Origin of the sequence: Zhongshania aquatica (assembly GCF_027257955.1) — a bacterium.
Taxonomy (GTDB): domain Bacteria; phylum Pseudomonadota; class Gammaproteobacteria; order Pseudomonadales; family Spongiibacteraceae; genus Spongiibacter; species Spongiibacter aquatica.
This window is the reverse complement of record NZ_JANZNQ010000001.1, coordinates 1-26,161: the sequence shown is the minus strand read 5'-3', so window position 1 is coordinate 26,161 and position 26,161 is coordinate 1. Positions and strand designations below refer to the sequence as shown.

19 protein-coding genes and 1 pseudogene are annotated in these 26,161 nt (G+C 46.9%); 11 read left to right on the top strand and 9 right to left on the bottom strand.

The window, feature by feature from the left end:
- Positions 1-31 precede the first annotated feature (31 nt).
- Both O9X78_RS00100 and O9X78_RS00095 read right to left on the bottom strand, forming a co-directional pair.
- The gene (locus O9X78_RS00100) at positions 32-1,030 is read right to left on the bottom strand and encodes a metal-dependent hydrolase (RefSeq protein ID WP_269617507.1); all 999 of its coding nucleotides are present in this window, start codon (positions 1,028-1,030) and stop codon (positions 32-34) included.
- Positions 1,031-1,201: 171 nt separating this feature from the next.
- On the bottom strand, positions 1,202-1,453 hold the full coding sequence (locus tag O9X78_RS00095; RefSeq protein ID WP_269617506.1) for a TIGR02647 family protein: 252 nt from the start codon (positions 1,451-1,453) through the stop codon (positions 1,202-1,204).
- Positions 1,454-1,717: 264 nt separating this feature from the next.
- Here O9X78_RS00095 and O9X78_RS00090 point away from each other — a divergent pair, with 264 nt between their 5' ends.
- Together O9X78_RS00090 and O9X78_RS00085 are read left to right on the top strand one after the other, a co-directional pair.
- A complete protein-coding gene (locus tag O9X78_RS00090) occupies positions 1,718-3,181 on the top strand; it encodes an amidase (protein WP_269617505.1) in 1,464 nt (487 codons plus the stop codon).
- A gap of 186 nt (positions 3,182-3,367) precedes the next feature.
- On the top strand, positions 3,368-6,340 hold the full coding sequence (locus O9X78_RS00085) for a methyl-accepting chemotaxis protein (RefSeq protein ID WP_269617504.1): 2,973 nt from the start codon (positions 3,368-3,370) through the stop codon (positions 6,338-6,340).
- 155 nt (positions 6,341-6,495) lie between these two features.
- Here O9X78_RS00085 and O9X78_RS00080 read toward each other — a convergent pair whose 3' ends face one another.
- Complete coding sequence (locus O9X78_RS00080) at positions 6,496-7,104, bottom strand: hypothetical protein (RefSeq protein WP_269617503.1); 609 nt, start codon at positions 7,102-7,104, stop codon at positions 6,496-6,498.
- A 237-nt stretch (positions 7,105-7,341) separates the two neighbouring features.
- On the opposite strand from O9X78_RS00080, the gene O9X78_RS00075 reads away from it, so the two are divergent.
- Both O9X78_RS00075 and O9X78_RS00070 read left to right on the top strand, forming a co-directional pair.
- Positions 7,342-8,196 (top strand): phytanoyl-CoA dioxygenase family protein, encoded by an 855-nt coding sequence (locus tag O9X78_RS00075; RefSeq protein WP_269617502.1) that lies wholly within the window; start codon positions 7,342-7,344, stop codon positions 8,194-8,196.
- A 10-nt stretch (positions 8,197-8,206) separates the two neighbouring features.
- Complete coding sequence (locus O9X78_RS00070) at positions 8,207-9,049, top strand: FkbM family methyltransferase (protein WP_269617501.1); 843 nt, start codon at positions 8,207-8,209, stop codon at positions 9,047-9,049.
- A 324-nt stretch (positions 9,050-9,373) separates the two neighbouring features.
- Here O9X78_RS00070 and O9X78_RS00065 read toward each other — a convergent pair.
- From O9X78_RS00065 to O9X78_RS00045, 5 genes and pseudogenes are all read right to left on the bottom strand, one after another.
- Positions 9,374-9,520 (bottom strand): annotated as a pseudogene (locus O9X78_RS00065) (transposase); the annotation flags it as partial.
- A gap of 792 nt (positions 9,521-10,312) precedes the next feature.
- On the bottom strand, positions 10,313-11,185 hold the full coding sequence (locus O9X78_RS00060; RefSeq protein WP_269617500.1) for a hydroxymethylglutaryl-CoA lyase: 873 nt from the start codon (positions 11,183-11,185) through the stop codon (positions 10,313-10,315).
- Positions 11,186-11,325: 140 nt separating this feature from the next.
- Positions 11,326-12,519: an acetyl-CoA C-acetyltransferase gene (locus O9X78_RS00055; RefSeq protein ID WP_269617499.1), complete on the bottom strand. Its 1,194-nt coding sequence runs from the start codon at positions 12,517-12,519 to the stop codon at positions 11,326-11,328.
- Between the two features lie 45 nt (positions 12,520-12,564).
- Positions 12,565-13,221 carry a CoA transferase subunit B gene (locus O9X78_RS00050; protein ID WP_269617497.1) on the bottom strand — a complete coding sequence of 219 codons (657 nt, stop codon included), beginning with the start codon at positions 13,219-13,221 and terminating at the stop codon, positions 12,565-12,567.
- A gap of 11 nt (positions 13,222-13,232) precedes the next feature.
- Positions 13,233-13,934 (bottom strand): CoA transferase subunit A, encoded by a 702-nt coding sequence (locus tag O9X78_RS00045; RefSeq protein WP_269617496.1) that lies wholly within the window; start codon positions 13,932-13,934, stop codon positions 13,233-13,235.
- A 160-nt stretch (positions 13,935-14,094) separates the two neighbouring features.
- On the opposite strand from O9X78_RS00045, the gene O9X78_RS00040 reads away from it, so the two are divergent.
- The 6 genes from O9X78_RS00040 to O9X78_RS00015 all read left to right on the top strand — a co-directional run bounded on the left by O9X78_RS00040 (position 14,095) and on the right by O9X78_RS00015 (position 22,466).
- Positions 14,095-15,018, top strand: coding sequence for a LysR family transcriptional regulator (locus O9X78_RS00040; RefSeq protein WP_269617920.1), 924 nt, complete (start codon positions 14,095-14,097; stop codon positions 15,016-15,018).
- Between the two features lie 187 nt (positions 15,019-15,205).
- The gene (locus O9X78_RS00035) at positions 15,206-15,574 is read left to right on the top strand and encodes a carboxymuconolactone decarboxylase family protein (RefSeq protein ID WP_269617495.1); all 369 of its coding nucleotides are present in this window, start codon (positions 15,206-15,208) and stop codon (positions 15,572-15,574) included.
- Positions 15,575-16,316: 742 nt separating this feature from the next.
- Positions 16,317-18,761: a CaiB/BaiF CoA transferase family protein gene (locus O9X78_RS00030; RefSeq protein ID WP_269617494.1), complete on the top strand. Its 2,445-nt coding sequence runs from the start codon at positions 16,317-16,319 to the stop codon at positions 18,759-18,761.
- Between the two features lie 51 nt (positions 18,762-18,812).
- On the top strand, positions 18,813-19,427 hold the full coding sequence (locus O9X78_RS00025) for a glutathione S-transferase family protein (RefSeq protein WP_269617493.1): 615 nt from the start codon (positions 18,813-18,815) through the stop codon (positions 19,425-19,427).
- 278 nt (positions 19,428-19,705) lie between these two features.
- Positions 19,706-20,872 carry an aromatic ring-hydroxylating oxygenase subunit alpha gene (locus tag O9X78_RS00020; protein ID WP_269617492.1) on the top strand — a complete coding sequence of 389 codons (1,167 nt, stop codon included), beginning with the start codon at positions 19,706-19,708 and terminating at the stop codon, positions 20,870-20,872.
- Between the two features lie 67 nt (positions 20,873-20,939).
- Positions 20,940-22,466, top strand: coding sequence for a class I adenylate-forming enzyme family protein (locus tag O9X78_RS00015; protein ID WP_269617491.1), 1,527 nt, complete (start codon positions 20,940-20,942; stop codon positions 22,464-22,466).
- 24 nt (positions 22,467-22,490) lie between these two features.
- Here O9X78_RS00015 and O9X78_RS00010 read toward each other — a convergent pair whose 3' ends face one another.
- Positions 22,491-23,132 carry a TetR/AcrR family transcriptional regulator gene (locus tag O9X78_RS00010; protein ID WP_269617490.1) on the bottom strand — a complete coding sequence of 214 codons (642 nt, stop codon included), beginning with the start codon at positions 23,130-23,132 and terminating at the stop codon, positions 22,491-22,493.
- A 252-nt stretch (positions 23,133-23,384) separates the two neighbouring features.
- Here O9X78_RS00010 and O9X78_RS00005 point away from each other — a divergent pair, with 252 nt between their 5' ends.
- Positions 23,385-25,742 (top strand): TonB-dependent receptor, encoded by a 2,358-nt coding sequence (locus O9X78_RS00005; RefSeq protein ID WP_269617489.1) that lies wholly within the window; start codon positions 23,385-23,387, stop codon positions 25,740-25,742.
- The last annotated feature ends 419 nt before the right edge of the window (positions 25,743-26,161 follow it).

The window sequence follows — 26,161 nt, the reverse complement described above, 5'->3', positions numbered from 1 at the left end:
GTGTTGATATCATCGCAGGTGTTTTCTCAATCTATTGCGTCAACATTTGCCAGAGTTGCTTAGTTTTCTCTCTGCCATCGCTGCGATGGGTTTGGTAGATTACTGGGTTATTGGGGGCGTCGGGCGATAATTCAATGCTCCACAGGGCGTTCAGCTCATTTGGCAGCAGCGAATAACGAATATCAATGATGCGATTTGGGTTGTTTGGGTCTTGGGCGATGTAACCCTTTGAGAACCATTTAAACCGCGCTAGATCGGTATTTTGGCGACTATCTGCCAGTAGCCAAGGTAAGTCTGAGCTCTGTATGAGTTTGGGAATACTGTCACCAATAAATACCTTTGGATCAATACCAACGCGAACGGCGTCTACGTAATATCGGTCAGCGGTACTGTAGACAACTTTCCAAAGAAGTATATTTCCGAAGGACGGTTTTGCCTCTAAGCTCTCTACAAGATGATCTCGGCTGGCGGCCAGTTCATATCCCACAACTTCAGCACGATCCCGTTGCCACCAGCCCAAACAGGGGTAACCGAGAACCCAGAAAAGTGCCAGCGACGCGGCCCAGTTACGCTGTTTACTCAAGCTAAGAAGTAGCAAGCCACCAATGGGTAAGGTATACAGTGGGTCGATAATCGACATGGTGTTCCATGCCACACGCTCATTGCTAAAGGGCCAGTAGAGCTGGGTTCCATAGGTGGTGCAAGCATCGAGTAGGGCGTGGGTAGCATAGCCTAAGGTGCAGAACAGCACGGTTTGTCGCCACGACAAGCCCTGTCGCTTAGCGAATAGCTTGTGTAGAACGAGACCGCAAATTAGTCCGCCCAAAGGGATGAATATAAGCGAGTGAGTAAATTGTCGGTGATATTCCAAAAACAATAAGGGATCGCTGTTTGAGCGAATCACCACGTCTAAGTCTGCTGCCATTCCCCCTAAAAAGCCGAGTAAAACCGCGCTGCCGCGTTTTGCCAGTTTATTGCTTGCCTTGCGCGCGGCCACCGCGCCGAGTAAACCTTGGGTAAGCGGATCCATTATCGTCTCTGTCGTGGTGTGGATTTAAAAGTGTATCTGAATTTGTGGGCTAGAATCATATGCGGCGTTGTAATACGCGTTCTACGTAGTCGAGGAGGGGGTTGGGTTTTTCAACTTGATGGTGTAGAGCGAAAGCCGACATTGCATTGTCGGCTTTTAGATTGGTGTATATCAGTCGGTAACAGCTTCATTACATTGTAAAACGGTAATCAGGCCGTCTAGATGACGAATAACCTCTAGGCCGCTGCTAGTTAGGTAGCCACCGTCGGGTAGGGTGATCAGATCTTTGTCATAAAGGCGCTTTGTCGCTGCGATAGTACTGGCTTCTGCCGTATGATGTACTTTTATTCCCTCTAGTGAAGAGGCAGGATTGAATTGGGTGAGTACGCGTATTTCGTCAAGAATGTCATTCGTTAAGGGCATAGCTACAACCTTGTATTGTTATGGATTAAAGGTCTTGCGTAGAGCAGTGTAATCTTGATGCTAAATCTGGGAATGTCGTTATTGCATCCCTACGTTCGCATTACTGTAGCGCGAAAATGTCTGTTCGGCCAAAGGCAATTTGATAAATTAATTTATTACGGCATCTGCGCAAGGTGATTTGCGCGTACAGCGTGGAGGAAAGCTGCAGAATACGTCACGTTGTAGGCCAAGATTGACACATAAAAAAATAACGCGGGGATACAGATGTTTACAGAATATAGCCAATACGACGGTCTGGGTTTGGCGGCGCTCGTAAAAGCCGGTGAGATAAGCTCCACCGAGTTGTTGGATGCCGCGATCGCACGTGCAAATGAGCTTAACTCCGGCATCAATGCGATTATTCATCGTTTTGACGACAGGGCGTACCGGTATATTAAAGATGGCTTGCCAGACGGTCCATTTACCGGTGTGCCCTTTGTGCTTAAGGATTTAATGGCAGCCTTTGCTGGCGAACCAATGACGATGGGTAGCCGAGGCAAGGCGCCAATACCTGACTATGACAGCGAGTTGGTGCGTCGCTATAAGGCGAGCGGGGTAAATATCTTTGCGAAGACGAATACCCCTGAATTTGGCCTAATTATTACCACCGAGCCAAAAGCCCATGGTGTTAGTCACAATCCCCATAAGCCGGACTATAGCACCGGCGGGTCGTCTGGTGGCAGTGCGGCAGCGGTCGCTGCAGGCATCGTGCCTATGGCGCATGGTGGCGATGGCGGAGGTTCAATCAGATTTCCGTCGTCTTGGTGTGGGGTATTTGGCTTAAAACCGTCTAGGGGGCGTAATCCGCTCGGTCCGGATCAAGGTCAAGATTGGCAGGGCGCGGTGGCTGAGCATGTATTAACCCGGAGTGTGCGTGACAGCGCCGCAATGCTTGATTGCACTAGCGGTCATGAGAGCGGTTCGCCTTACAATATTGCGCTACCAAGTGGCAGTTTCCTCTCCGCCACGCAGCGCCCGCCAAAGCCATTGCGCATTGCGCTAAGTCGAAAGCCATTGGTGAATACCCAGATACATCCCGATGTGTTGGCGGCGCTAGATAAAACAGCGGAACAGTTGCGACATTTGGGTCACGAGGTGGTTGAAGAAGAACCCCTCATAGATATAGACCGCTTTTGGCGCGATTTCTTTGTGGTGGTGTGTGGTGAGGTGGCGGCTATGGTCGCTAAGTTCAGCAAATTATATGGAAAGGATTACGTGCGTTGCCTAGAACCAGCAACAAAAAATATGGCGATGTTAGGTCGATCACTGAGCGCGGCCGATCTTGTTGATGCGACAAAGGGCTGGCACGGGGTTCAGTTGGCGATGGGACGTTTATTAGAGCGCTACGATGTGATGTTGTCTCCCACGGTGCCGACGCCGGCGGTTCCGCACGGTCAATTACCGAATACCCGCTTTGAAGAGCTCCTGATGCTCGCGTCTCACCGTATTAACGTCGGCAAATTACTATTTCGTGCCGGTTTAGTTGAGCAGATGGCATCGCCGGTACTTGAAAAAATGGCTTTTACCATCATGGGGAATATAACAGGCTTACCCGGCATGTCAGTTCCTCTACATAAGAGCAAAGATGGGCTGCCAATCGGCATGCAATTTACCGGCCGCATGTGCGATGAGGAGACCCTTTTCAGCCTAGCGGCGCAATTAGAAAGCGAGCTAGGATTTTTTTCATAATGGTATAGTTAAGCCTTCAAACCCGCGCCTTCTCTGGCGCGCAGCCTCAACACTAACACCTTTACTCATGCGCAGTATTACTTATAGCCAATGTTCTACAGGCGGCCTATTGTGTTTCATGTCCCAATGGCTTTTATATTTATTTAGAAGTTATTCGCCTTAGTTATAAGCCCCTGCGAGGTCGTCATGCCAACTAAAAGAATAAATACATCTGATTACGAAAGATTATCAAGCACTTACGACGCAATCAGCGCTTCTCAGGCAATTATAGAATTTGATCCAAACGGCGGAATTTTAAGCGTCAATGAGAATTTCTTAGATATCACTGGATATTCAGCTGCCGAATTAGAGGGAGCCCATCATCGAATTTTTGTTGAGTCCGGTTACGCTCGGTCGCAAGAATATATTGGATTTTGGGAAGCGCTGAGCAACGGTGAAGCGCAAACCGGCGAATTTTGTCGCTATGCTAAAGATGGCACAAAGTTTTGGATACAGGCCTCTTACAATCCTGTTTTTGATAAGGGGGGCAATGTCTGCCGGATTATTAAAGTGGCGTCTGATATCACCCAGCAAAAATTTCAAAATATTGATTTTAAAGGCCAGATAGAAGGCATTGGTCAAAGTCAGGCGGTTATTCAGTTTGACGTTTCTGGCACCATAACTTCGGCAAATGATAATTTTCTGGCCTCGGTAGGTTACAGCCGAGATGAAGTGGTGGGTAAGCACCACAGCATGTTTGTTGATAGCGCGTATCGCCAATCCTCTGAATATCGTAATTTTTGGTCTGATCTGGCGGGCGGTCAGTCTAAGGTGGGCGAGTTTTCGCGTGTTGCTAAGGATGGTCATACCATCTGGTTGCAAGCGTCTTACACCCCGATTAAGGATTTAGACGGTAAAGTCTTTAAGGTCGTTAAATACGCGTCTGATATCACTGGCCAAAAGCTTCGCAATGCGGATTATCAAGGTCAGATTGAAGGAATTGGACGTGCACAAGCCGTTATTCAGTTTGAAACTGATGGCCGGATTAAGCTCGCGAATGACAATTTTTTAAATGCTGTTGGCTATAGTCGCGACGAAGTCATTGGTAAACATCACAATATTTTTGTCGATCCAGCGTATCGTCAATCAGAGGAATATCGCAAGTTTTGGGCTTCGCTCGCAGCCGGAGAAGCGCAAACTGGAGAGTTTTGTCGTCGCCATAAGGACGGCCATGATGTTTGGATTCAGGCTTCATACACCCCGATTAAAGACATGAATGGTAAGGTCTTTAAGATAGTTAAATACGCCACTGATATCACCAAACAAAAAATGCAGAATGCTGATTTCCGCGGCCAAATTGACGGTATAAGTGCGTCGCAGGCGGTTATTCAGTTCGAGATCGACGGCACAATTATTTCCGCAAATGAAAACTTCTTGAAAACACTTGGCTACCGAAAAGAAGAAGTTGTTGGCAAAAGTCACAGTATGTTTGTGGATGCTAAGTATCGTCAGTCCGATGATTATCGTCGCTTTTGGGCAGCCTTAGCAGCTGGTGAGGCGCAGATAGGGGAGTTTCGCCGGATACGTAAAGATGGCCGAGATGTTTGGATTCAAGCGTCTTATACACCGATTAAAGATTTGCGCGGTAGTGTTATCAAAGTTGTTAAATACGCAAGTGACGTGACTGAGCAGAAAATACGTAACGCCGACTTTGAGGGTCAAATAGAAGGTATCAGTTCTTCTCAGGCGGTTATTCAATTTGAAACTGACGGTACGATTCTCACCGCGAATGATAATTTCCTGACAACGCTGGGTTACAGCTTAGGTGATGTGGTCGGAAAACATCACAGTATGTTTGTTGATGCCACCTATCGTCAGTCTGATGACTACCGACGATTCTGGGAGCTTCTGGGCAGTGGCGAAGCACAAATTGGTGAGTTTTGTCGTAAACATAAAGATGGCAGTGATGTATGGATTCAAGCATCGTATACACCCATCAAGGATTTTAGCGGTAAAGTCTTTAAGGTAGTGAAATACGCGACAGATATTTCTGAGCGTAAAGAAACGGTTAGTGAAGTGGAGAGTCTGATTCGCGCAACCCAAGAAGGTCGATTAGATAATCGCGCTAATACAGAAGGCACTAGTGGTGATAACTTGCGATTACTTCAAAATATTAATGCGATGCTTGATGCGATCACTGCACCAATTAATGAAGTGTCTGCGGTCATGCAAGCGGTTGCAGAGAACGTATTAAGTAAACAAGTGGTTGGCGATTATCGTGGTCAGTTTGACGAGTTGAAACACTCAGTAAATACCGCTGTGTCGCAGTTGCGTGATTCCATGTCTCATGTGTTGGAATCCTCAAAACAAGTATCTGCGGCCTCGGGTTTGATTGCATCAAGCAGTCACTCGGTAGCCGTTGGTGCATCGCAGCAAGCAGCATCTTTAGAGCAGACTACACGCTCACTGGATGAGGTCGCAGATCAAACTAGGCAGAATGCAGAAAACACCCGTCACGCTCAGCAGTTGGCTCTGGAAACCCAGGATCTCGCCAAGAGTGGTAGCGATACTATGGGTGAAATGTTGAATGCGATGGAGCGGATTAAAGCATCAGCCAAAGATACACAAACCATTATCAATGATATTAATGAGATTGCTTTCCAAACTAACTTGCTCGCTTTGAACGCGGCGGTGGAAGCGGCGAGGGCGGGCGAGTCTGGTAGAAGTTTTGCGGTTGTTGCTGCGGAAGTTCGTAACCTAGCATTGCGTGCTAAAGAGGCCGCGAATAAAACGGCGAGCTTGATTGCCCAGTCAGCGGAATCTGCAGAAGATGGTGGCCGTCTGTCTAGTGAAGTTCACGGACGTCTTGGCGACATTATAGGTGCAGTAGGTAAGGTGGCGAATATCGTTAACGAAATAACCACCGCGAGCGAAGCGCAAACTAGCGGTATTGAGCAAATTCACTTGGCAATATCGGACATGGATCAGGTGGTGCAGCGTACCGCCGCAGATTCTGAAGAGTCTTCAAGTGCAGCAGAAGAGCTTTCTGGTCAGGCTCAAGAGCTCAATCATATGGTTGGACGATTTGAGCTGGGTGAAGACCAACGTATTACCGAACTTCAACAAAGCCGAGCCGCAGATAGCGGAGCACATCGAAGCTGGCAAAAGCGTAGCGCCTGACATTTACGCGTAATAAAAAAGGCCAGCACAGAAATGTGCTGGCCTTTTTTATTGGCTCACAAGCTTAACCGCTCAGAAAAATTGCCAATGCAACATTGCATTGGTGGTGTGGGTGTTTGCAGCGACGGGTGATTGGGCTGCTGCTTTAGTAAGGTCTAAGGCAGAGTTTGCAAGGCACTGCCGGAGGGCAGCATGTCGCTAGGTAACGGCGGCAGTTCGCCAAGATCTTCGGCGCTGAGGCCGGGAAGCCCACTGTCATCGAAGTTCAAGTCTAAGCCAAATGTAGTCGCTATTAGCGCGTCGTAAAGCGGGCGGGTGAGGGGTTCGCCAGCGGATACCAGCATCTCAGTTGGGCCATCCATTTGAATATAAGCCGGGAGCAACAAGTCATAGACCATGTCGGTGCCAGCGGCAAAGGCGTCCGCGAGGGGCGAAGCGGGTGTGCCATTAGACAGCTTCATTGCAAACCCCTGAAATGCCGGGTTGCCATTATTAAAGCCTTGGGTCACATTGCCGCCTTCTGTGCCATCTGGATTCAGTACGGCCAGTCCTGCGGCACGCATACCGCCCCCACGAGTCCCTTCACCTGAAACGAACGCGTTGGTCGCGTCGTCAATATTGTTGAAGCCGATGACCAAGATCTGTGGGCTCAGAGCACTGCCGAGATCGGCGCCGTTAAAAGCATCAAGTGGCAGACTCGGCACCTGGGCCCAGCTAGTACCAGTGACGCCTAAGAGGATCAGTGCAGGGATCAGTTGTTTCATGAGTCTCTCCGAGTGGGTGATTATTTAAATGACCAATTGGTCAATACGTCCATTTGCGCAAGTTGGATGTGCTCCAAGCTCGGCATTTTCGATCTTTTGCTGACTTATCAATCTGTGGATGTGTTAGTTCAGATTTAGATTTCTACAGATAAATATTGGCGTTCCAATTCTGCCTTGCGTAAAATCTACGGGCTTGTATTAACGCCTATTCCAATAACTACTTTGGCTTCCATCTCCATGCCCAGTGATCAAGGACTTATCGTGTCAGACGCCAATGAGGCGCCGGACATTCTTCGCAGCCGTTTTCAGGAGTGGGGGTATCTCTATTTCAAGCAATATACCGCTGCTACAAAATGCGCCGCCCTGTTAAAGGATATCCTGTCTTGTTTGTCGCCTCATGTAAGGCTGGATGAATCGCAGCAATTACCCGTGCTGACCGGGGAGGCATTCGTAGAAACCGATGCGATTTGGGACGAGGTATATCCAAAAATACAAAGCCTAGAATCCTTTCATGCCTTCTTCCATGACGCTGATCTCCTGCAACTGATGCGTACCGTCAGTAACAGTGAGGTATTTGTATATCCGATGAAGATGGCGCGAATATCAACGCCCAAAAAGGTCGGCTACGAAACACCGCCCCATCAGGATGCGCGCTCTCACGTCGCTCCTAGCACCATGGCGGGCATCTGGGTTGCTTTACATGATGTTTCAAGCGAAATGGGGCGCCTCAAAATATTGCCCGCATCGCATAAGCGCGGTATGCGGGAAGTCATGACATCCCCGGGGGTCGGCAATGTTCAGTGCGAGATCTATCCGGACGAAATCACTTGGCATGTGTCTGATGTGGCCCAAGGCGACGTCATTATATTCAACGCGTTTACCGTCCATGCTGCGCAACCAAATATTAGTGATTCGGTTGTTCGTATGAGTGTCGATACCCGCTTTTGCGACTACGGCGCGCCGGTCTTCTCCAGCAATCTGGAGCCGCATCACGGCTGGCGTATCGATCAGTTAAGCTGGCCGAAAATATACACAAACTGGCAGAAGACAGACCTGCAATACTATTGGGCTGACTACCCAAACTTCACTTAGGTTATGTGGTATGGCTCAAATTAAACAGACTAATGGTATTGACCCCGCAAAGCCGATTGAACTCAATATAGAGGGTTTGAAAGCGCGACTAAAAATGCGTGTTCACGGGTCAAACGACACAATCATTTCTGAAAAGCTGCGTGCCGAACAGTGCTGGGAGCCATACGAAACCCAATTAGTCATCAAGCATTTTCAAGCTGGTGGTGTCTTTGTCGATGTAGGCGCCAATATTGGTTATTACACATTACTAGCAAGTGAAATCGCAGGGCCGAAAGGTACCGTTTTATCATACGAGCCGGATGCCAAGAACTTTGCACTTTTGCAGGAAAATGTCAGCCTGAATGATCTGGATAATGTGACGCTGCACCCCTTGGCACTGAGTGACAGAAATGAAGACGGCAAATTATTTCTTTCAACTGACAACTTTGGTGATCACCGCATTTACTCAGACGGCGGGGAGCGCAATAGCAGTCCTATTCAATTAGTACACGGTGACCAACACCTTGGGGCCCAAACCCAACGCATCGATTTCCTGAAAATAGACACCCAGGGCGCGGAGTATTTTGTGGTAAATGGGCTACGTAAACTTATCGCTGCCAACAGTACTCACGTGCGTATTATTCTAGAGTTTTGTCCCTACGGAATCCGCCATTCGGGCGCAGATGGCCATCAGCTTATCGAATTGCTTGAAAGCTTTGGCATGCAATACCATATTATTGACCATATCGAGCATCGTCTTATTCCCGCGCAAGTTCATCACTTAAGTGATTGGGTTGGCGAATTGGCGCAAGAGCCGGACAACGAGGGTTTTATTAACCTACTCGTGACACCAAAAGATTACGTCCTACTTTAAGCGATTCTGCAGTACCAAAATTGGAACTACATAGGTTTCAGCGTTAGACATCAGTGATTATTTAATATTAAAAGCTGTCTATGTATTGCTCTGCTAATTTCTAGATATGCCATTCATATTTCCAACGTGCGGTTCAAAAAATCATGTATTTGACGATCCTGGTTATGATGAAAGTGGCGGAATCGTGCCGAGCGTACTAAACATAACTCTTTGACTTATATAAAGAAGCCTAGATATTTGATCTGGGTTTTTTATGCCTGAAATTTGGCTGTGACGCCCCAGTAACAAAACTTGGCTCCACCCAATTAACGGGGGTGGCGCTCATTAAACTCCGTCAATCACACCGTCCCACCCACAATGGGCTAGGGCTAGTACGCGTAATCTGTAATTTTCAAAGTTTCTAAAACCAGACGCTCGTCGTGTCATCATGTCCATTTTATTGTGGAAGCCCTCAGAGAGAAAGTTACTTTTTAGTCGTAGAGTTTTCAAAAAAAGCCCAGCATATGGCTGGACAAATCCCTGGCTGAAATAACGGCAGTGGCTTTATTTTCGGAATCAGAGCGTTTAAATATTAGGCGGTTTCGTAAACATAGTGTTATGTGTGTAGATTATTCCCTGTTCAATATTTTGTTGCTTACGTAAGTCAATGAAGTACTCGTAATTTTTTCCAGAGTAGCCATGCTAGCCTAGCTGTTATTATCGAAATAGTCGTTTGGAAAATAGGATACATATTGCTGTTTGTAACGTTGAATTACATGGCTCTCAAATTCATGAGGTATTTAACGAAGTCATTCTTAACTCCACTGCGCTCTGCGATTATACGCCGCGCACAATTGAGAATGTAGCTGAATGGTTTAGGGCTAAAGAGTCGGCTTAATACCGATAATTGCTGGGTTTGAAGGCGATATCTTGGCCGAGCTTGCTAGGCTACGGGTCATTCCGTAATTTTCCTGCGGACAAGTATACTATTGAATATTCTGGTTATATTGCGATGGGCGATGGGCGTGTCTTATGAATGAGCTTATAACGTTGGCGAGATTGCCGCAATATCATGTCATGGTCGCCGTGATAGATGCCTCTAATGCGGTCAGTATCCTAATGTACCAAAAGTTGGGATTTCAATGTTCTGGAACGATAAACTAGACAGAATTTAAATTTGATCGCTGGCTTGATCTCGCATTTTACCAATTGATTCTCGACACCCCATTCGAACCAGTAGGGAACTAAAATTTAGAGAAACGAGTCAGTAGACCGCATTGTGGTTTACTGGCTAAGTTTTTCGCGAATGAATTGTCTCGCTTTTGTTAATTCCTCTAGATTAATACCGTGAGCGATGTCTAATTTGTCGAGCAGTTCTATAACTTCCTCGGTCGCCACGTTACCTGACGCACCTTTTGCATAGGGGCAACCACCTAGACCGCCAATAGAGCTGTCGATGACAGAAATTCCAAGCTCCAGCGCGACTTTGATATTTTCGAGGGCTTGGCCATTGGTGTCATGAAAATGCACCGCAAGTTTTGATGCTGGAATACGTTGCAGTAGCCCGGTCAATATTGAGTGTATTTGCGCTGGAGTTCCTACTCCGGTGGTGTCTCCTAGGGATATTTCATAACAACCCATAGCAAGTAGTTTCTCAGCAAGAGCAACGACTACATCTACACTGACCTCTTCTTGGTATGGGCAGCCCGCGATAGTCGACACGTAGCCTCTTACGGCTACGTCATTTTTTAGCGCGGCATCAAATATTGGTTCGAAGCGCGTAATGCTTTCCGCTATTGAACAGTTAATATTTTTTTGGGAGAAGGCCTCTGAAGCAGAGGCGAATATCGCCACTTCTTTAACACCGACTTCCATAGCGCGTTCGAATCCGCGCATATTAGGTGTGAGTGCGATATAGCTTGTCCCTTCGCCGCGAGTGATTTTAGAAAACACGTCGTCGCTACCTGCCATTTGTGGCACCCAAGTTGGATTCACAAAGCTGCCGGCTTCTATATGAGTTATCCCTGATTTGGTCAGTTGATTGATAAGTTCTACCCGGGTCTCGATATCTACGAACTTCTTTTCGTTTTGCAGTCCGTCTCTTGGGCCAACTTCAACGATTCTGGCTCGTTTTGGGAATAGACTTGTCTGTTTCATTCAGTTTTCTCTGATTTAGTTAACTCGGCGCCAGTTAGGTCTCTTCTCAAAAGCGAAGGGCTAAAATACTATTTGGTATTACTACTTCATTCTCAGAAAAATATTTTAGTAACCTGGTAAATAAACGCTCCCGAAAAAATTCACCTTTCAATGGCGATCGCAACGCCCTGGCCACCACCGATACATAGCGTGGCAAGTCCTTTCTTAGCGTCTCGGCGTTTCATTTCATGGAGTAGGGTAACTAAAATCCTAGCGCCTGACGCACCAATAGGATGGCCAAGTGCAATTGCGCCACCGTTAACATTTACAATAGATGTATCCCACGCTAGTTCGCAGTTCACTCCTAATGACTGAGCAGCAAACGCTTCATTAGATTCTACTAAGTCGAGATCGCTAATAGTCCAGCCTGCCTTTGCTAGGCACTTCGTCGACGCGGGAATGGGGCCGGTACCCATAATGGCGGGATCGACCCCGGCACTTGCATAGGCTGTAATTGTTGCGAGAGGCGTTAGTCCGAGCTCTATCGCTTTTCGTTCGCTCATGATCAGCAGTGCGGCCGCGCCGTCATTAAGCCCCGATGCATTGCCTGCGGTCACGCTCCCGTCTTGTTTAAATGCCGGACGTAGATTTGTTAAAGTTTCAACGGTGGTGCCTTTACGCGGGAATTCGTCGTTGGCGAAACGGATTGGATCTCCGCGGCGTTGCGGGATATCCACTGCGACAATTTCATCGTCAAATTTGTTGTTCTCAATAGCTTGCTGCGCCTTTCTCTGAGACTCGGCTGCAAATAGATCCTGCTGCTCGCGGCTTATATCATATTTTTTTGCGACATTTTCTGCGGTCACGCCCATATGATAATCGTTAAATGCATCCCACAAACCGTCTTCGATCATGGTGTCTTTTAATGTCCAATTACCCATTTTTTGTCCGTCACGGGATTTCGGCAGAACATGTGGCGATAGACTCATATTCTCCTGACCGCCAGCGATGACGATATCGGCGTCGCCGCAGAGGATAGCCTGTGCGGCAAGGTGGACAGCTTTTAAACCACTGCCACACACTTTGTTGATGGTCATTGCGGGGCAGGTTTCTGGTAGGCCTGCCGCAATAACTGCTTGGCGGGCTGGGTTCTGACCCGCACCGGCTGTCAGGACTTGGCCTAGAATGACTTCGTCAATCTGCTTTGGATCGATACCTGAGCGACTGAGTAATGCGCTGATTACCTTTGCACCAAGGAGATGTGCTGGCACAGAAGACAGTGCCCCATTGAAGTTGCCTATTGCAGTGCGAACTGCCTCCACAATAACGACCTTGCGTTCATGGCCTTTAGTCATTCTATTTCTCCGACGTATAAGGATCGATGCAAATATCTTTCTGTTTTAAAATGTCATCTCGGGTACAACGTCTGGAACGACAAGTTCACCCTCTGTAAGTTTAATAATGTCGTCCACACTAACACCCGGTGCCCGCTCTATTAGCCAAAATTTGTTGTCATGAATCTCAATGTAGGCTAAGTCTGTAACTACTTTTTTAATACAGCCGACACCGGTAAGTGGTAGGCTGCATTTTGTTAACAGCTTGGATTCGCCATGTTTACTGGCGTGGGTCATGGTGACAATAATATTATCTGCACCCGCGACCAGATCCATTGCACCGCCCATCCCCTTGATGAGTTTGCCTGGGATCATCCAGCTGGCAATGTTGCCCGCCACATCAACTTCGAAGGCACCCAGTACGGTTAAATCCACATGGCCACCACGAATCATGGCAAAGGATTCTGCGGAAGAGAAAATGGACGCGCCTTTGGCCGCCGTAACGGTTTGTTTACCGGCGTTGATCATGTCTGCATCGATTTCATCTTCAGTAGGGAATGGCCCCATGCCCAGCAATCCATTTTCTGATTGCAGCATTACCTCGATGCCCTCGGGAACGTAATTCGCTACCAAGGTGGGAATGCCAATTCCTAAATTTACGTAATATCCGTCTTGTAATTCACGCGCCACACGTTGCGCCAGTTGTTCACGAGTTAATGCCACGGTGATTCTCCTTATGCGCTGCGTACGGTGCGTTGTTCGATGCGTTTTTCGAAGCTGCCTTGGATTAGCCGATCCACATATATGCCTGGGGTGTGGATGTGCGCAGGATCTAGGGAACCGAGCTCGACGATTTCTTCAACTTCAACTACGGTGATTTTGCCTGCGGTTGCGGCCATCGGATTGAAATTTTGCGCGGTGTGACGGAATACTAAGTTGCCGTATTGATCTGCTTTCCATGCCTTGATAATGGCAAAGTCGCCAGTGATAGCTTCTTCAAGTATGTATTTCCGGCCATTAAACTCACGGACTTCTTTGCCTTCGCCAACGGGTGTGCCATAGCCAGTCGCGGTGTAAAAGGCGGGAATGCCCGCGCCGCCGGCGCGCATTTTCTCAGCCAAAGTGCCTTGGGGGGTTAGCTCTACTTCGAGCTCACCTGCTAGTAGCTGCTGTTCAAAAAGTTTGTTCTCGCCGACGTATGAGGACACCATTTTTTTGATTTGCTTGTCTTCTAGCAAAATGCCTAAGCCGAATCCGTCTACACCACAGTTATTGGAAACAATAGTCAGGTCGCGGCAGCCTTTGCGTTTTATCTCGGCTATCAGGTTTTCTGGGATGCCGCATAGCCCAAAGCCGCCAGCGACGATAGTCATGCCGTCTTTCAGGCCGGCCATGGCCTCACTATAACTGTTTACTATTTTATTGAATCCAGCCATTGCCAGGTGCTCCTAGAAGTAGACCCAAGCTTCCTTCGGCTCAGCATGTTGCTAGAGCGGAGCAAGCCTAATGCTTACTTACAATGGACGTCTTGATTATATTTATCAAATGGATTAATTTTATCAATTAATAGATTTTGGTTATTAAAAGGTTGAGGTCATTGTCATTAACGTTACCCTAAAACAGGTTCGCGCCTTTGTCGCAGTGGTGCAATCGCGCAGTTTTGCTGACGCTGCCGTTGAGCTTCATCTTTCGCAACCTGCCTTGAGTAGCGCAATACAAGTACTGGAAACCACAATAGGTGGAAAGCTGCTAGTTCGGACAACTCGCTCTTTTGCTCTAACGCCAGAAGGCGAGGACTTTTACCCAGTGGCTCTCCGTTTGCTCGTCGATTGGGATGGGGCGGTCAATGACCTACATAAGCGCTTTGTGCTCCGCGAAGGGAAAATTAGTATTGCCGCAATGCCATCCTTTGCCAGTAATCAATTACCTAGTGCGATTCGCAAATTCAAAAATAATTATCCTCAGGTACAGATAACCCTCAATGACGTGATCGCTGAGGAAGTGGTTGCGATGGTTCGCCGCGGGCGGGTCGAACTTGGGGTTAGTTTTGATCCGGGGGGTGACAAGCGGCAGGGCAATGAAGACCTTATATTTACACCGCTATTTGAAGATTGTTTCGTGGCAGTGCTCCCGCCGGGGCACGAGTTGTTGAAGCTAAAAAAGCTAAGCGCCAAACAATTACTTGAGTCAGATTTTATCAGTTTACAAGCGCCTTCGGTTGTTCGTCGGTTAATATTCAGTGAATTTGCCAGTCTCGGCTTATCAATTTCACCGGCGTATGAAACTCATCAACTAGCTACCATAGGTCGAATGGTGGCTAATGGTCTTGGGGTTAGCGTGGTGCCGTCCCTTTGCCAAGATCAGATGCTTGAGCTTGGCGCCCACTGCCGGACATTATTAAAGCCAACTATTCGTCAACAGGTTGGGTTGATTACCAATCGACGTTATCCTTTATCTGCTGCATGTCAGGCAATGGCTAATACACTTCAAGAGACTTTCGCGGGTGACATCCAGAGCTAGGTGTGCCGATAGGTCTCGATTGGCCGATACGGTGCGAGAGAACCTTTTATCTATATCGATTACACGTCATTGTCAGAAAGTCACTTAGATTTGTATAGCTTGTCTCCGTAAGATGTATTGCCTATTCTCAGGTCGTTGCGATCTAAATTGAGAGTGATTTAATAAAAGAACTTATTAGAGGATATTTATGAGTATTGATGATCAAAATGCCGGTGAGATTATTCGCCGCGAAGTTATGGGTAACGACCATGTTGATAATTCTCTGGGCAATGCGACTGCTTTCGATATGCCGCTCCAAGAGGCGGCTATGGAACATGCCTGGGGTGGCGTTTGGACGCGCGGTGGTTTGGATCGCAAGACCCGCAGTATTGCAACGGTATCTATGCTAATTGCTCTACAGGCACATGCTGAGCTGAAAGGACATATACGCGGCGCACTCAATAACGGCGTTAGCCCGGAAGAGCTTCGCGAAATTATTATGCACGCTGCGGCTTACTGTGGTTATCCTGCGGCTTTGTCTGCGATGCGAGTAGCAAGAGAGGTAATCGACAATTAGCAAGGGTGAATTGCGATCTCCTGGTGGTGGCACGCTTTATGTTGAGTACCGTGTCTAGCGACTTCCCATGGTGCGACAGTCTCAATTTCCACTAATGCACGTGAAACCAGCAGTTCACTAACGACTGTTGAGCGCGTTGGTGGCTGACTGGAAAATACACTGGCATGGGTTTTCTTTAAGACTTGAACATGTTCGGCGTTGGTTAGCTATACCGCGAACGCTGGTTGAAGCGCGTGTGGAAATTGATCAGTGGTGCTATCACCATAAAATCATTCGTCCCCAAAGTATCTACAGCGTTCAGCCTCCTTTTTTACTTGCCCAACTGATGGCGTAAATTGTGAATCTCTCATCACGAGATTAGTGCTAATGTGGGGTAAAGGTCAGTCTACAGGGTAATCCATAGTGTGGTAGGTGCTATATATCGAAGCACCCAGCCTAGTCTGGCCACTCGGGCTTCGCTCGTGGTAAGTGATATGAACGTATCTCAGTATTGATCATTCCCGAGATTCTAAATACTGGGCTATTCTCACTCTTCATCAACCTACAACTAGTGGTTTTTAGCTGCGCTAGTCGCTCAGGAATATCCCTCCCTACGGTCATTACAGTTCTATCATTTACTTGGCACACAAAACTAACTGTAGTAGATTAAGTCCGATAGAAATTGGTATTGAAGTCAATGTAGGTTTGGTGCGTGCTAAGTGGTTTTGCGAGGCATGGTATATATGAATTTGGGAAGAAGCTCATGGCTTTAGAGGCATCAAGTAGACTTGAAGTGAGTCAAGGTAACGACAGTGATTTGCCTTTGGCCGGTATGCGGGTTATTGATTTACTAGATGGAAACGCTGAGATGTGTGGCCGATTGATGGCGGATCTTGGCGCCGATGTCATTCTCATTGAGCCAACAGAGGGTTTGTCCTCTAGGCAGCAGAAACCGGTGTTTGAGAATGAAAGTTTGCACTTTTTTACGCATCAAGCGAATAAGCGGAGCGTTATTTTAGATTTAGACCGGGAGGATGATCGTGAAAATTTCCTTCGTTTATTAAGCGGAGCTGCGTTGCTGTTAGACGACGGACGTTTGGCCGCCTGTGGGATAAGTCATGAGGCATTGAGGCGTAAGTTTCCCGCGTTGATTATTTTTTCAATCACAGACTTTGGACTTACTGGTCCGTGGAAGGACTATCGCGGTACTAACGCTGTGATAATGGCGCTAGGCGGAGTGTTGGCGCGATCAGGTATTAAGGGTAGTGATCCTCTATTGCCACCCGGAGAGTTGGCGGTAGAAGCTGCTGCTGTTCAGGCCGCATGGGTTGGCCTGTTGGCCTATTGGCAGCATCTTCATGTTGGTGAAGGTAATCTTTTAGACTTTTCATTATTTGAGGCTACCGCTCAGATTATTGATCCGGGTTTGGGGGTGACAGGTAGCGCCGCAGCGGGTAAATCCGCCGCTGAAATAGCGCATTTCGGCCGTCCACCGGTAGGTAAGGTTTATCCGATATTTCCTTGTCGTGACGGCCATGTTCGAATCTGTGTACTCAATCCTAGGCAGTGGCAGGGTATGTCTAACTGGCTAGGGGGAGATCACCCATTTACCGATCCTAGTTTTAATAGTTTAGGTAAACGATTTAAAGCGATTAAAGAAATTAACGAGTTGATTGCTCTGTTATTCAAAGATCAGGATGCAGATGTGCTGGTATCGGAAGGTCAAAAGAGGGGCGTGCCGATAGCTTCAGTTTCTACTCCGCAACAGGTGTTAAATAATGAGCACTTTAATGCGCGTGAAGCCTTTATAAATGTGGAAGTTGACGGTAAGTCTGGAAAGATGCCATCGGGGTATTTTGACATTGATGGTAGTCGCGTAGGTGTTCGAGATCCGGCGCCACGGCTTGGTCAACATACCCGAGAGGTGCTGGCTGAAGCGGTGCCGCAATTAGCGGAGACGGGTAATGAACCAGCTAGCCGACGTCCGTTGGACGGAATTCGGGTGCTTGATCTAGGGGTGATAGTTGCAGGAGCAGAGCTAGGTAGGTTGTTTGCTGATCAGGGCGCAGAGCTTATAAAGGTCGAAAGTCGCAGCTTTCCCGATGGTTTGCGTCAAAGCGCGGACGGCGCATTAATTACCCAATCTTTTGCCCAGGGAAGTCGGAACAAGAAGTCGTTAGGGTTGAATTTGCGCTCCGACGAGGGGATCGCTTTATTTGGACAGTTAGTTGAGAATTCGGATGTTGTACTAAGTAACTTTAAGCCAGGCACGTTAGAGTCGCTAGGTATCGGCTACCAGCGTTTGAAAGCGTTAAATCCAGGCATTGTACTCGTAGAAAGTAGTGCCTTGGGTAATACCGGGCCGTTGGCGAAAAGTATGGGTTATGGACCTTTGGTTAGAGCGTCCTCAGGTTTGACCGGCTTGTGGTGCTATCCAGACATGGCTGATAGTTACAGCGATAGTACGACGATTTTTCCTGATCACTTTGCTGGCCGGCTGGCGGCGACCGCTGTTTTAGCGGTGTTAATTAAGCGTCGGCGAACTGGTAAGGGTGCCAAGATTGTGCTCTCGCAAGCGGAAGCGATTTTAAATACCTTAGCTACACCTCTTTTACGTGAATCCCTGTGTCCGAATACCCTGCGTCCGCAGGGGAATCGTTACGAGTTTGATGCGCCGGCAAATTTATTTCCGTGTTTGGGGGAAGATTTGTGGTGCATGATTGAGGTTCGATCTACGGAAGATTGGTTGGCCTTGTGTAATGTAATTGGTCTGAGTGATCTAGCCGGTGTTCCGGAGCTTTTGACGTCTGAGGGCAGGCTTGCTCGTCGTGAAGAGTTGGAGCACTGCGTATTACAGTGGACGAGTATGCATTCTCCGGAGGAGGTCATGTACCGGATGCAGGCTGCAGGCTTGGCGGCCGGGAAAATGTTACGTATTAATGAGCTGTTAGATAATGAGCAACTTCGATTGCGTCATTTTTTCCGAGAGTTTAATCAACCATCGTTAGGACGTCTGATTACTGAGAATGGCCCCGTTGGTCATAGTGATCTGCCTGATCCAGAGATACAGCCAGCTCCTATTCAGGGGCAGCATACCCGTGAAATAGCTGAATTGGTTCTCGGTTTACCGGTTGAGCGCATTGAGCAATTGATTGAGTTGGGTGCGTTAGAAGTGGCAACTGAAGAAGATCGCGCACTCGCTCGGTGAGCGGCGTAGTTTGCAAACAAAAGTGTTGAAATAACATCAAGGTATATAAATATGATTACGCTTTATCATAGTGTTGGAACTCGATCTATGCGATGTGTTTGGTTGCTAGAGGAGTTGCAGTTAGATTACAAACTTGAATCGGTGGATTTTCCTCCGCGACTGAAAACGCCAAATTTTCTCACTGTAAACCCCCTTGGAACTTTACCTTATCTTATTGATGGTGATGTGCGTATGAGTGAATCGTGCGCAATTTTGGAGTATTTGTCGGCTAAGTATGGCGAGCGAAAGTTAGAAATAAGTGCGCAAGACGCTGGCTACGCCGATTATCTTAACTGGTTGTATTTCGGGGAGTGTAGCTTAGCAATGTTGCAATCCATTGTGTTGCGATACACCTATTTTGTTCCAAAGGATCAGCGTTTACCGGAGGTCGCTCAATATTATCAAGCTATGGTTGATGAGCGGCTTGTCCTGTTGTCTCGATGGCTAAGTGAGCGGTCAACGGAGTATCTTTGCGGCGATCAGTTTACTTTGGCTGATATCTCGGTTGCTTATGCGTTGATACTTATGCGTCACTTTAAGTTAGATCAAGGTTTTAGTGATGATATTCAAGACTATTTGGCGCGGTTGTCGAGTAGGCCAGCTTTTCAGCGTGCTTCCGTAAAATAACAGTTCAAGGTGTCGCCTTTGGTTTAGGGCCACCTTGTTTTTTCTCATTCAAATGTGCTGTTGCCGGTTTTAATGTCGCGTCTGACGGTGTTTTTGTACTGGCGCCCATCCCAAAGAAATAGTAGTTACTGGTTTGTATTATCGGCGGTTTTTTGCCGTCTCTTTAAATTTTTATCTATTGACATTAGATAAATTGGTGGTTAGTATTTTTGTTACTTTGAACAACTCCCTGTGAGCTGTCTGTTTGAGATTGAATTTGGAAATAATGGAGTCCCAGAATGGAAACGAAGAAATCTGAGGAAAATTTCGCGCCGATGGGTTTGACTGAGAGTCAGTGGGCGGCGATTCAGGCGATTCGTCCATTGGACGAAATGGAGGTGCCGACAGATGAGGCAAGTCGCCCAGTAGATGTGTATCTCAGCGATGCTCGTTTCCAGTCCGAGCAGCGCGATTTGTTTAGTAAGGTGCCCGTTGTAGCAACGGTGTCAGCGTATTTGCCTAAACCTGGGATGTCCTTGGCTCAGGATTGTTACGGAGTGCCACTGCTTATTACTCGTGACCGCGAAGGTGTCGCTAGAGCGTTTATTAACGCCTGTCGTCATCGTGGGTCAAAGCTGGTCGAAGGTGATGAACCTGTTCAATCTGGTCGTGTTTCTTGCCCTTATCACGCGTGGACCTACGCGATGGACGGAAAGTTGGTTGGGATTCCTCGTCAAGAAACGTTTCCTTCACTAAAAAAATGCGACCTCGGGCTGGTTGCTCTTAAGACGTATGAGGCCGGTGGGTTTATTTGGGTGGGGTTGGATCATAAAGAGTCCCCGGAAATGCTGGAAGGTAGCGATCAAGTTTGTGCTGATCTTGAAGCATTTGGTCTGGACAATATGTATGTATATGGCCGCCGCAAATATGATCTAGAAACTAACTGGAAATTTGTGATTGAACCCTTCTTGGAAGGCTATCATGTACAACGTTTGCATGCCGATTCAATCGCTAAGTTATTTGATGACGTTCCTAGTGTATATACCCTTTTGGGGCACAATCAGCGTCAAGTGTCTGGAAAAGCTGGGTTTGATCCTGCGGTACTAAATGGTAATCCGGACAATCTGCATAAATATATAACCCATGCCTATCTGGCATTTCCAAATACCATTGTGGTCACTAGTCCTTATTACATTAGCGTAATGGTGCTTTGCCCGCGAGCGGCAAACCGCACAGTGGTCGACTACTACATGCTAGTTAAAGAAAAACCAGAAACTGAAAAGGCAAAAGAGCTTTATGCGCGCTCGTTTAAATTGATTGACGAGGTTTTTGGTGGGGAGGACTTCCGGGCAGCGCTAATTCAACAGCAGGGATTACAGGCCGGTGGTGTTGATACCGTCTATTTTGGCGGTTTAGAGAAAATGATTGGGCCGTTTCATGATTCCGTCGAGTCGTTCTTAAAGTAATCTTAATAATGGTACTGTGGGGCGCAAGCTACTGCGGACAAGGTTTCTAGTAATAAGGTGTGCGTAAGTGAATAGTACTTTACTCGAGATTTTCGAATGGTGGGCGGGTGAGCGCGCCAACGAAGCGGCAATTGTTACTGAAAATGATCGTGTGTCATATGCTGAGTTTTATCAATGGTCTCAAGTGACTGCGGATTGGTTGATCGAACAAGGCGTTGTCTTGGGGGATCGGGTAACGATATTGGCGGCAAATAGTCTTGAGTGGTTGGTCGTGTCTCAGGCTGCCATGTTGTCTGGGGCGATTTTGGCGCCCATTAATCCCCGCTCTACAGCTAGCGAAGTGAGCTATTTGGTTGGCGAGCGGTATCAATCGAAATTTGTTTTTTATGATAGTGAGCGTCATTCTTTAGCACAGGACGTGGCAAGTAGAGCTCCCGACGTCCGTTATGAAAGTTTGGAACTAATTAAGAATTTTCGGGGTGGCAATCGCAATCCGCAGGTGTCGAGACCTGTTATCACACCTGATACTGAGGTTGTGATCATTCCAACTAGTGGTTCAACGGGATACCCCAAGGGTGTGGTCTATAGCCATAGAAGCTTAAGCTCATATGCCGCTGATACCGCTATGACTATGCCTTTCGTGCCGGCTTATCCGGCGAAAGCATTGGTGTTCGGCCCGTTTTGTACGTCGGCTGGTTACGTCGTCGCAACACAGTATTTAAGCTATGGTGCAAGCGTACATGTTGAGGCGGCGTTCGATCCCGATCGTGCAATAGACATCATTGAAAAGGAAAAAATTACTTCGCTTAATGGTGCTCCAATTTTTTTCGAGCGTATGTCGGCCTCCGCGAAATTTGTCGGTGCCGATTTATCTTCGCTTCGTTTTTGCAACGTTGGCGGGGCGAGAGTATCCAACGATTTATTGAAAAGCTGGCTAGACAAGAAGGTCTTGTTGCGACAATTATATGGGCAGACTGAGGCTGGCGGTCAGGCGACGGTTAATACTGATACTGCGGCTATTGAGCATCCTGAGAAGTGCGGCAAAGGATCAATGTTTACTAAGATTGCGATAAAGGATGAGCAAGGCAATTTTTGCGCACCAAACGTTTCTGGCGAAATAGTTATCAAAGGGCCTGGGGTTATGGTGCGCTATTGGGATGATCCAGAGGCAACGGCTAAAACCTTGGTAGATGGTTGGTTACACACGGGCGACCTTGGCGTGGTGGATGCTGACGGCTTGCTGACAATGCAGGATAGGTTGAAGGACATTATTATTTCTGGCGGTATAAACATTTCTGCCGCGGAACTGGAGCGAGTGGTGTCAGAGCATGTGGGTGTACTGGAAGTGGCGGTCATCTCTGCAAAAGACGATAAATTTGGTGAAACACCACTAGCGGTAGTTTATGGTAACGAGGGACTTAAAGCGTTAGATATTATTGCGCATTGCAATATCGAGCTTAGCGCATTTAAGGTACCGCGTTATGTAGTGATCGAGGCTGAGCCATTGCCACGCTTGCCTACAGGTAAGATTGCAAAGCCTGCACTTCGGGCGAAATACGCCAACGCACACCTAGAATTACAAAAGCTGAGGTGATGCAGGGCGAGAAAATCATATGCATCACTCAGGGTGAAGATACTTTTTTTTGTTTTTTGTGGCGGCTGGAAGGGTAAATGCGGGAAGGATAAAGTTGCGGACCATTGCAATAATATCGCTATCTGCGCATTTAGATTCAATTGCAACGCGTGACAGGCTGGCTTGCATAATTAGAATCCAATTTATAATCTCTTTACCGTCGAGTAATTCTATATTTGAATTTGGCTCACCTAAATTAGCGATTATGGGGGCCCAGAGATCATGGACAGGTGTTCTCATTAGCGAGCCTTTCTCGCTATAAATAACTTTAAATACATACTGGCTGTCAATAAGATATCGAATTGTTTTGTCTTTGACTGCACTTCGGGTAGTGGCGACGAAATACATAATCAGCGCTTGTTCAAGGCTTGTGCACTCAGACAGCTTTTGTCCTATCTTTTGATTGAACTGATTTGCTCTATAAGCCAAAACGGCGTCGATAAGTTTAATTTTATCTCCGTACGTTCGGTAAAGGCTAATTCGGCTTACTCCAACGGCTTTTGAGAAATCATTCATGGTGCATTTTTCAAGGCCAAGTTTTTCTATACACCCCGCGATTGATGCCATTATATTTTCATGACTGGGTATGCCGCCTACGCGTTCTCGTTTGCTTTTTGGGTGTTTCATAACACTTAGTGTTCTCTCTTTTGTTAAATTAAAACGTTATTTATATGTGTTATAACATATTGAAATATATAGTTTAAATATTTAAAAATAAAATGCTTTATCGAATGCTGATAGATTTAGTTGACAAAGATATGATACGGATTTAAATTAGCGTATCAGTTTTATGCAGTATGTGTGTAAACCAACTTTGTGATTTCGCGCGAAGCTGAGAAATTTATCGACCTTAAGTCATAATAAAGAAGGAATATTCAGGTGGGCATAGTAACCGTTAAGCAAAGCTCAACGCTTTCACAGTTTTCTAAAACTAAACTCGCTATATGTGTAGCGTTAGTAGCCGTCGCTAGCAGCCAAGTGGTTCTTGCTCAAGAAGAAAAGAAGGAGCGAGCTAGGGGCAGTAATCGTCTTCTAGAAGAAGTTGTGGTTGTTGCTCAGAAGCGTACCGAAGACGCGCAAGATGTACCTATTTCACTTGCCGCCTTTTCTAGTGAAAAACTGGACGCGATGGGTATAGATGATCCAAAAGATCTCGCTCAATTTACCCCAGGTATGTACTACGGGCAGACGGTAAATTTTTCTGTTATTTATATTCGAGGCGTGGGTAGCGACGCTTTCTTGCCTGACTCGGATCCGAGTGTGGCTACTTATATTGACGGTATCTACTATCCTTTTGCGAACGGCCAATCGCAGGCCTTTGGCGCAGTCGAGCGTGTTGAAGTTCTAAAGGGGCCGCAGGGAACTTTATTTGGACGAAATTCAACTGGCGGTGCAATTAACATTATTACTAAGTCTCCCGGGGTAGACCCCGAGGCCTCGGTTTTAGCCAGTAAAGAAAGTTTTGATAGCACTAATCTTCGGCTCCACGGCAGTCTGCCAATTACTGATTGGTTGGCGGCGAGCTTGTCTTACACCAAGGCGGAGGCCGACAATTATTACGACGGTACTCGAGGTGACGGTGCGGGTGGTAGTGAAGCGTTTCCAAAGGAAGAGAGCGAGGGTTACCGACTCAAAATTTGTTTTTCTCCAACCGAGAATATCGACTTAAACCTAGCTTACATAAAGTTCGATCAATACGGGGTTAGTTCAACGGCGATGCCAAACGTTGCGCCCAGTGTCTTGGCGCAGACTTTAGGTACTCAAGCTGAGACCCGCGAATACTATGTTGACGTTGACGTGCCGAGTTACTTTTCTTTAGATAATGATGTTTTTTACGGCGAGTTAGAATGGCGTACAGATTGGTTTGATTTCAAATTGTTGGCGAGCAGTCAAGATATTGCAACGGACAACGTGTATGACTTTGACGGCTCGGATACACCATTTATCACCTTTGATGCCAAGGGCCAGTTTGCAGATGTAAAAACCCAAGAGATACAATTTCTGTCCAATGAGAATGGTCCAGAATGGATCGAGTGGATTGTTGGTGCGTTCCATCTAGAGCAGGAATCCGGCTTTCCGCTAAATCGCTTGTCCGTATTGGGGCTGGATTTAAGTGATGGGGCTTTATTGGGTATTCCGGTTCCGCAGGGCTTAATTAACGTGGTTACTGGATTAACAAGCGGTTTGGGTATTTCCGTTCCTGACGGTGTATCCCTAGGCTTAGTGTCTTTGTTGGGTACCAAGTCTACTGCGTATTTTGCGCAGTCTACCTTACATTTTAACGATGAATTATACCTTACTCTCGGTGGGCGGTATCAGGAAGAGACACGCGGTGTTATTGAATCCAGTGTAGGACTTGTAGGTCTGGACGGCAGCAATAGTAGCTTGCTGCAATTTGATCGCCCAGAGTCGGATACTAGTAATTTCTCACCCAAAGTATCTGTAGGGTACAACATTAGCGATGACATTCTCGCGTATGCAACGTATACCCAAGGCTACAAGAGTGGCACTTTTAACACTGTAAACGTGTATGACGATCCAGAATATGTTCGACCAGAGACTGTGACTACCAAGGAGTTGGGTCTTAAGTCGCAATTCTTTGACAAGGGCTTAACGTTTAACGTTGCGGTTTTTGAAAATAAAATCCAGGATCTGCAAGTACAGTTTATCTCTCTGCTAAGTGGTGGTGCAGTTTCGCTTGAGAATGCCGGGGGAGCAAAAATTCAAGGTATTGATTTTGATACTCAGTGGGTGCCTATGCCGAACTGGAACCCAGGCTTGGTATTGGCATTGACAGGGTCTTACTTGGATTCTGAATACACTTCGTATACAAATGGCAGTGGCTACAACGAAGGCGACGGAGTCTATAACAATGGTCAGGGTGACTTCACCGGTAATCGCGTCACTCGTACGCCAAAGTTCAGCGGTAGTTTTGGTTTGAACCAAGTTATCGAAATATCTGACATCGGCGAACTGGAGTTCTCGACTAGTGTTTACTATAACGGCGGTTTTTATTATTTAGCGCAGAATTCTCCCGTTTCGTGGGAGGATGAATATTATGTAGTAGATGCGGCCTTAGGGTTCTTACACTTTGACAGTAATATTCGAGTCACTGCCTTCGGTAAGAACCTGAGTGATGATCGCTATACTTATTCACAATTTCATACGGATGCCGGTCGTTCAGATTATTTAGCGCCGCCAAGAACCTACGGTGTAAAAGTGAGTTGGGATTATTAATCTTTGCTACTTAAATTGTTAGACTTTTGCGCCCTCCGGGGCGCTTTTTTTTGCCACTAAATTGGCAGTATAAATTGAATATTGAAGGGTGGGGAAGTGATGAAAATGGAAAGCAAGACTACATATGGGGTACTTATCAAGATACGGGATTTATAAGTCGAGATATATTAAATTTCTGGTTTTAGAATAAATATTGATTAAGTTTTGAACTGACATTGATTTACATTTGCGACACATTTTTGAGCTGGCGGTAACTTAGTGTAGCTAAAGATAGCGCGAATGTCGGCGTAAGGTAACCGTCCGGCGAACTCACCTTTCCATTCGATTTTAAGCTAGTAGCCTTGGTGTCCACCTCATTTTAAGTGGACACCTATTATGAATACTCAAGGATTACTTCCCTCTCCAAGCACGCCACCGCG

Excerpts from the sequence above, each read along its gene's own strand:
- O9X78_RS00100 (WP_269617507.1), bottom strand. The coding sequence starts at position 1,030 with ATGGATCCGCTTACCCAAGGTTTACTCGGCGCGGTGGCCGCGCGCAAG.
- O9X78_RS00095 (WP_269617506.1), bottom strand. The coding sequence starts at position 1,453 with ATGCCCTTAACGAATGACATTCTTGACGAAATACGCGTACTCACCCAA.
- O9X78_RS00090 (WP_269617505.1), top strand. The coding sequence starts at position 1,718 with ATGTTTACAGAATATAGCCAATACGACGGTCTGGGTTTGGCGGCGCTC.
- O9X78_RS00085 (WP_269617504.1), top strand. The coding sequence starts at position 3,368 with ATGCCAACTAAAAGAATAAATACATCTGATTACGAAAGATTATCAAGC.
- O9X78_RS00080 (WP_269617503.1), bottom strand. The coding sequence starts at position 7,104 with ATGAAACAACTGATCCCTGCACTGATCCTCTTAGGCGTCACTGGTACT.
- O9X78_RS00075 (WP_269617502.1), top strand. The coding sequence starts at position 7,342 with ATGCCCAGTGATCAAGGACTTATCGTGTCAGACGCCAATGAGGCGCCG.
- O9X78_RS00070 (WP_269617501.1), top strand. The coding sequence starts at position 8,207 with ATGGCTCAAATTAAACAGACTAATGGTATTGACCCCGCAAAGCCGATT.
- O9X78_RS00060 (WP_269617500.1), bottom strand. The coding sequence starts at position 11,185 with ATGAAACAGACAAGTCTATTCCCAAAACGAGCCAGAATCGTTGAAGTT.
- O9X78_RS00055 (WP_269617499.1), bottom strand. The coding sequence starts at position 12,519 with ATGACTAAAGGCCATGAACGCAAGGTCGTTATTGTGGAGGCAGTTCGC.
- O9X78_RS00045 (WP_269617496.1), bottom strand. The coding sequence starts at position 13,934 with ATGGCTGGATTCAATAAAATAGTAAACAGTTATAGTGAGGCCATGGCC.
- O9X78_RS00035 (WP_269617495.1), top strand. The coding sequence starts at position 15,206 with ATGAGTATTGATGATCAAAATGCCGGTGAGATTATTCGCCGCGAAGTT.
- O9X78_RS00030 (WP_269617494.1), top strand. The coding sequence starts at position 16,317 with ATGGCTTTAGAGGCATCAAGTAGACTTGAAGTGAGTCAAGGTAACGAC.
- O9X78_RS00025 (WP_269617493.1), top strand. The coding sequence starts at position 18,813 with ATGATTACGCTTTATCATAGTGTTGGAACTCGATCTATGCGATGTGTT.
- O9X78_RS00020 (WP_269617492.1), top strand. The coding sequence starts at position 19,706 with ATGGAAACGAAGAAATCTGAGGAAAATTTCGCGCCGATGGGTTTGACT.
- O9X78_RS00010 (WP_269617490.1), bottom strand. The coding sequence starts at position 23,132 with ATGAAACACCCAAAAAGCAAACGAGAACGCGTAGGCGGCATACCCAGT.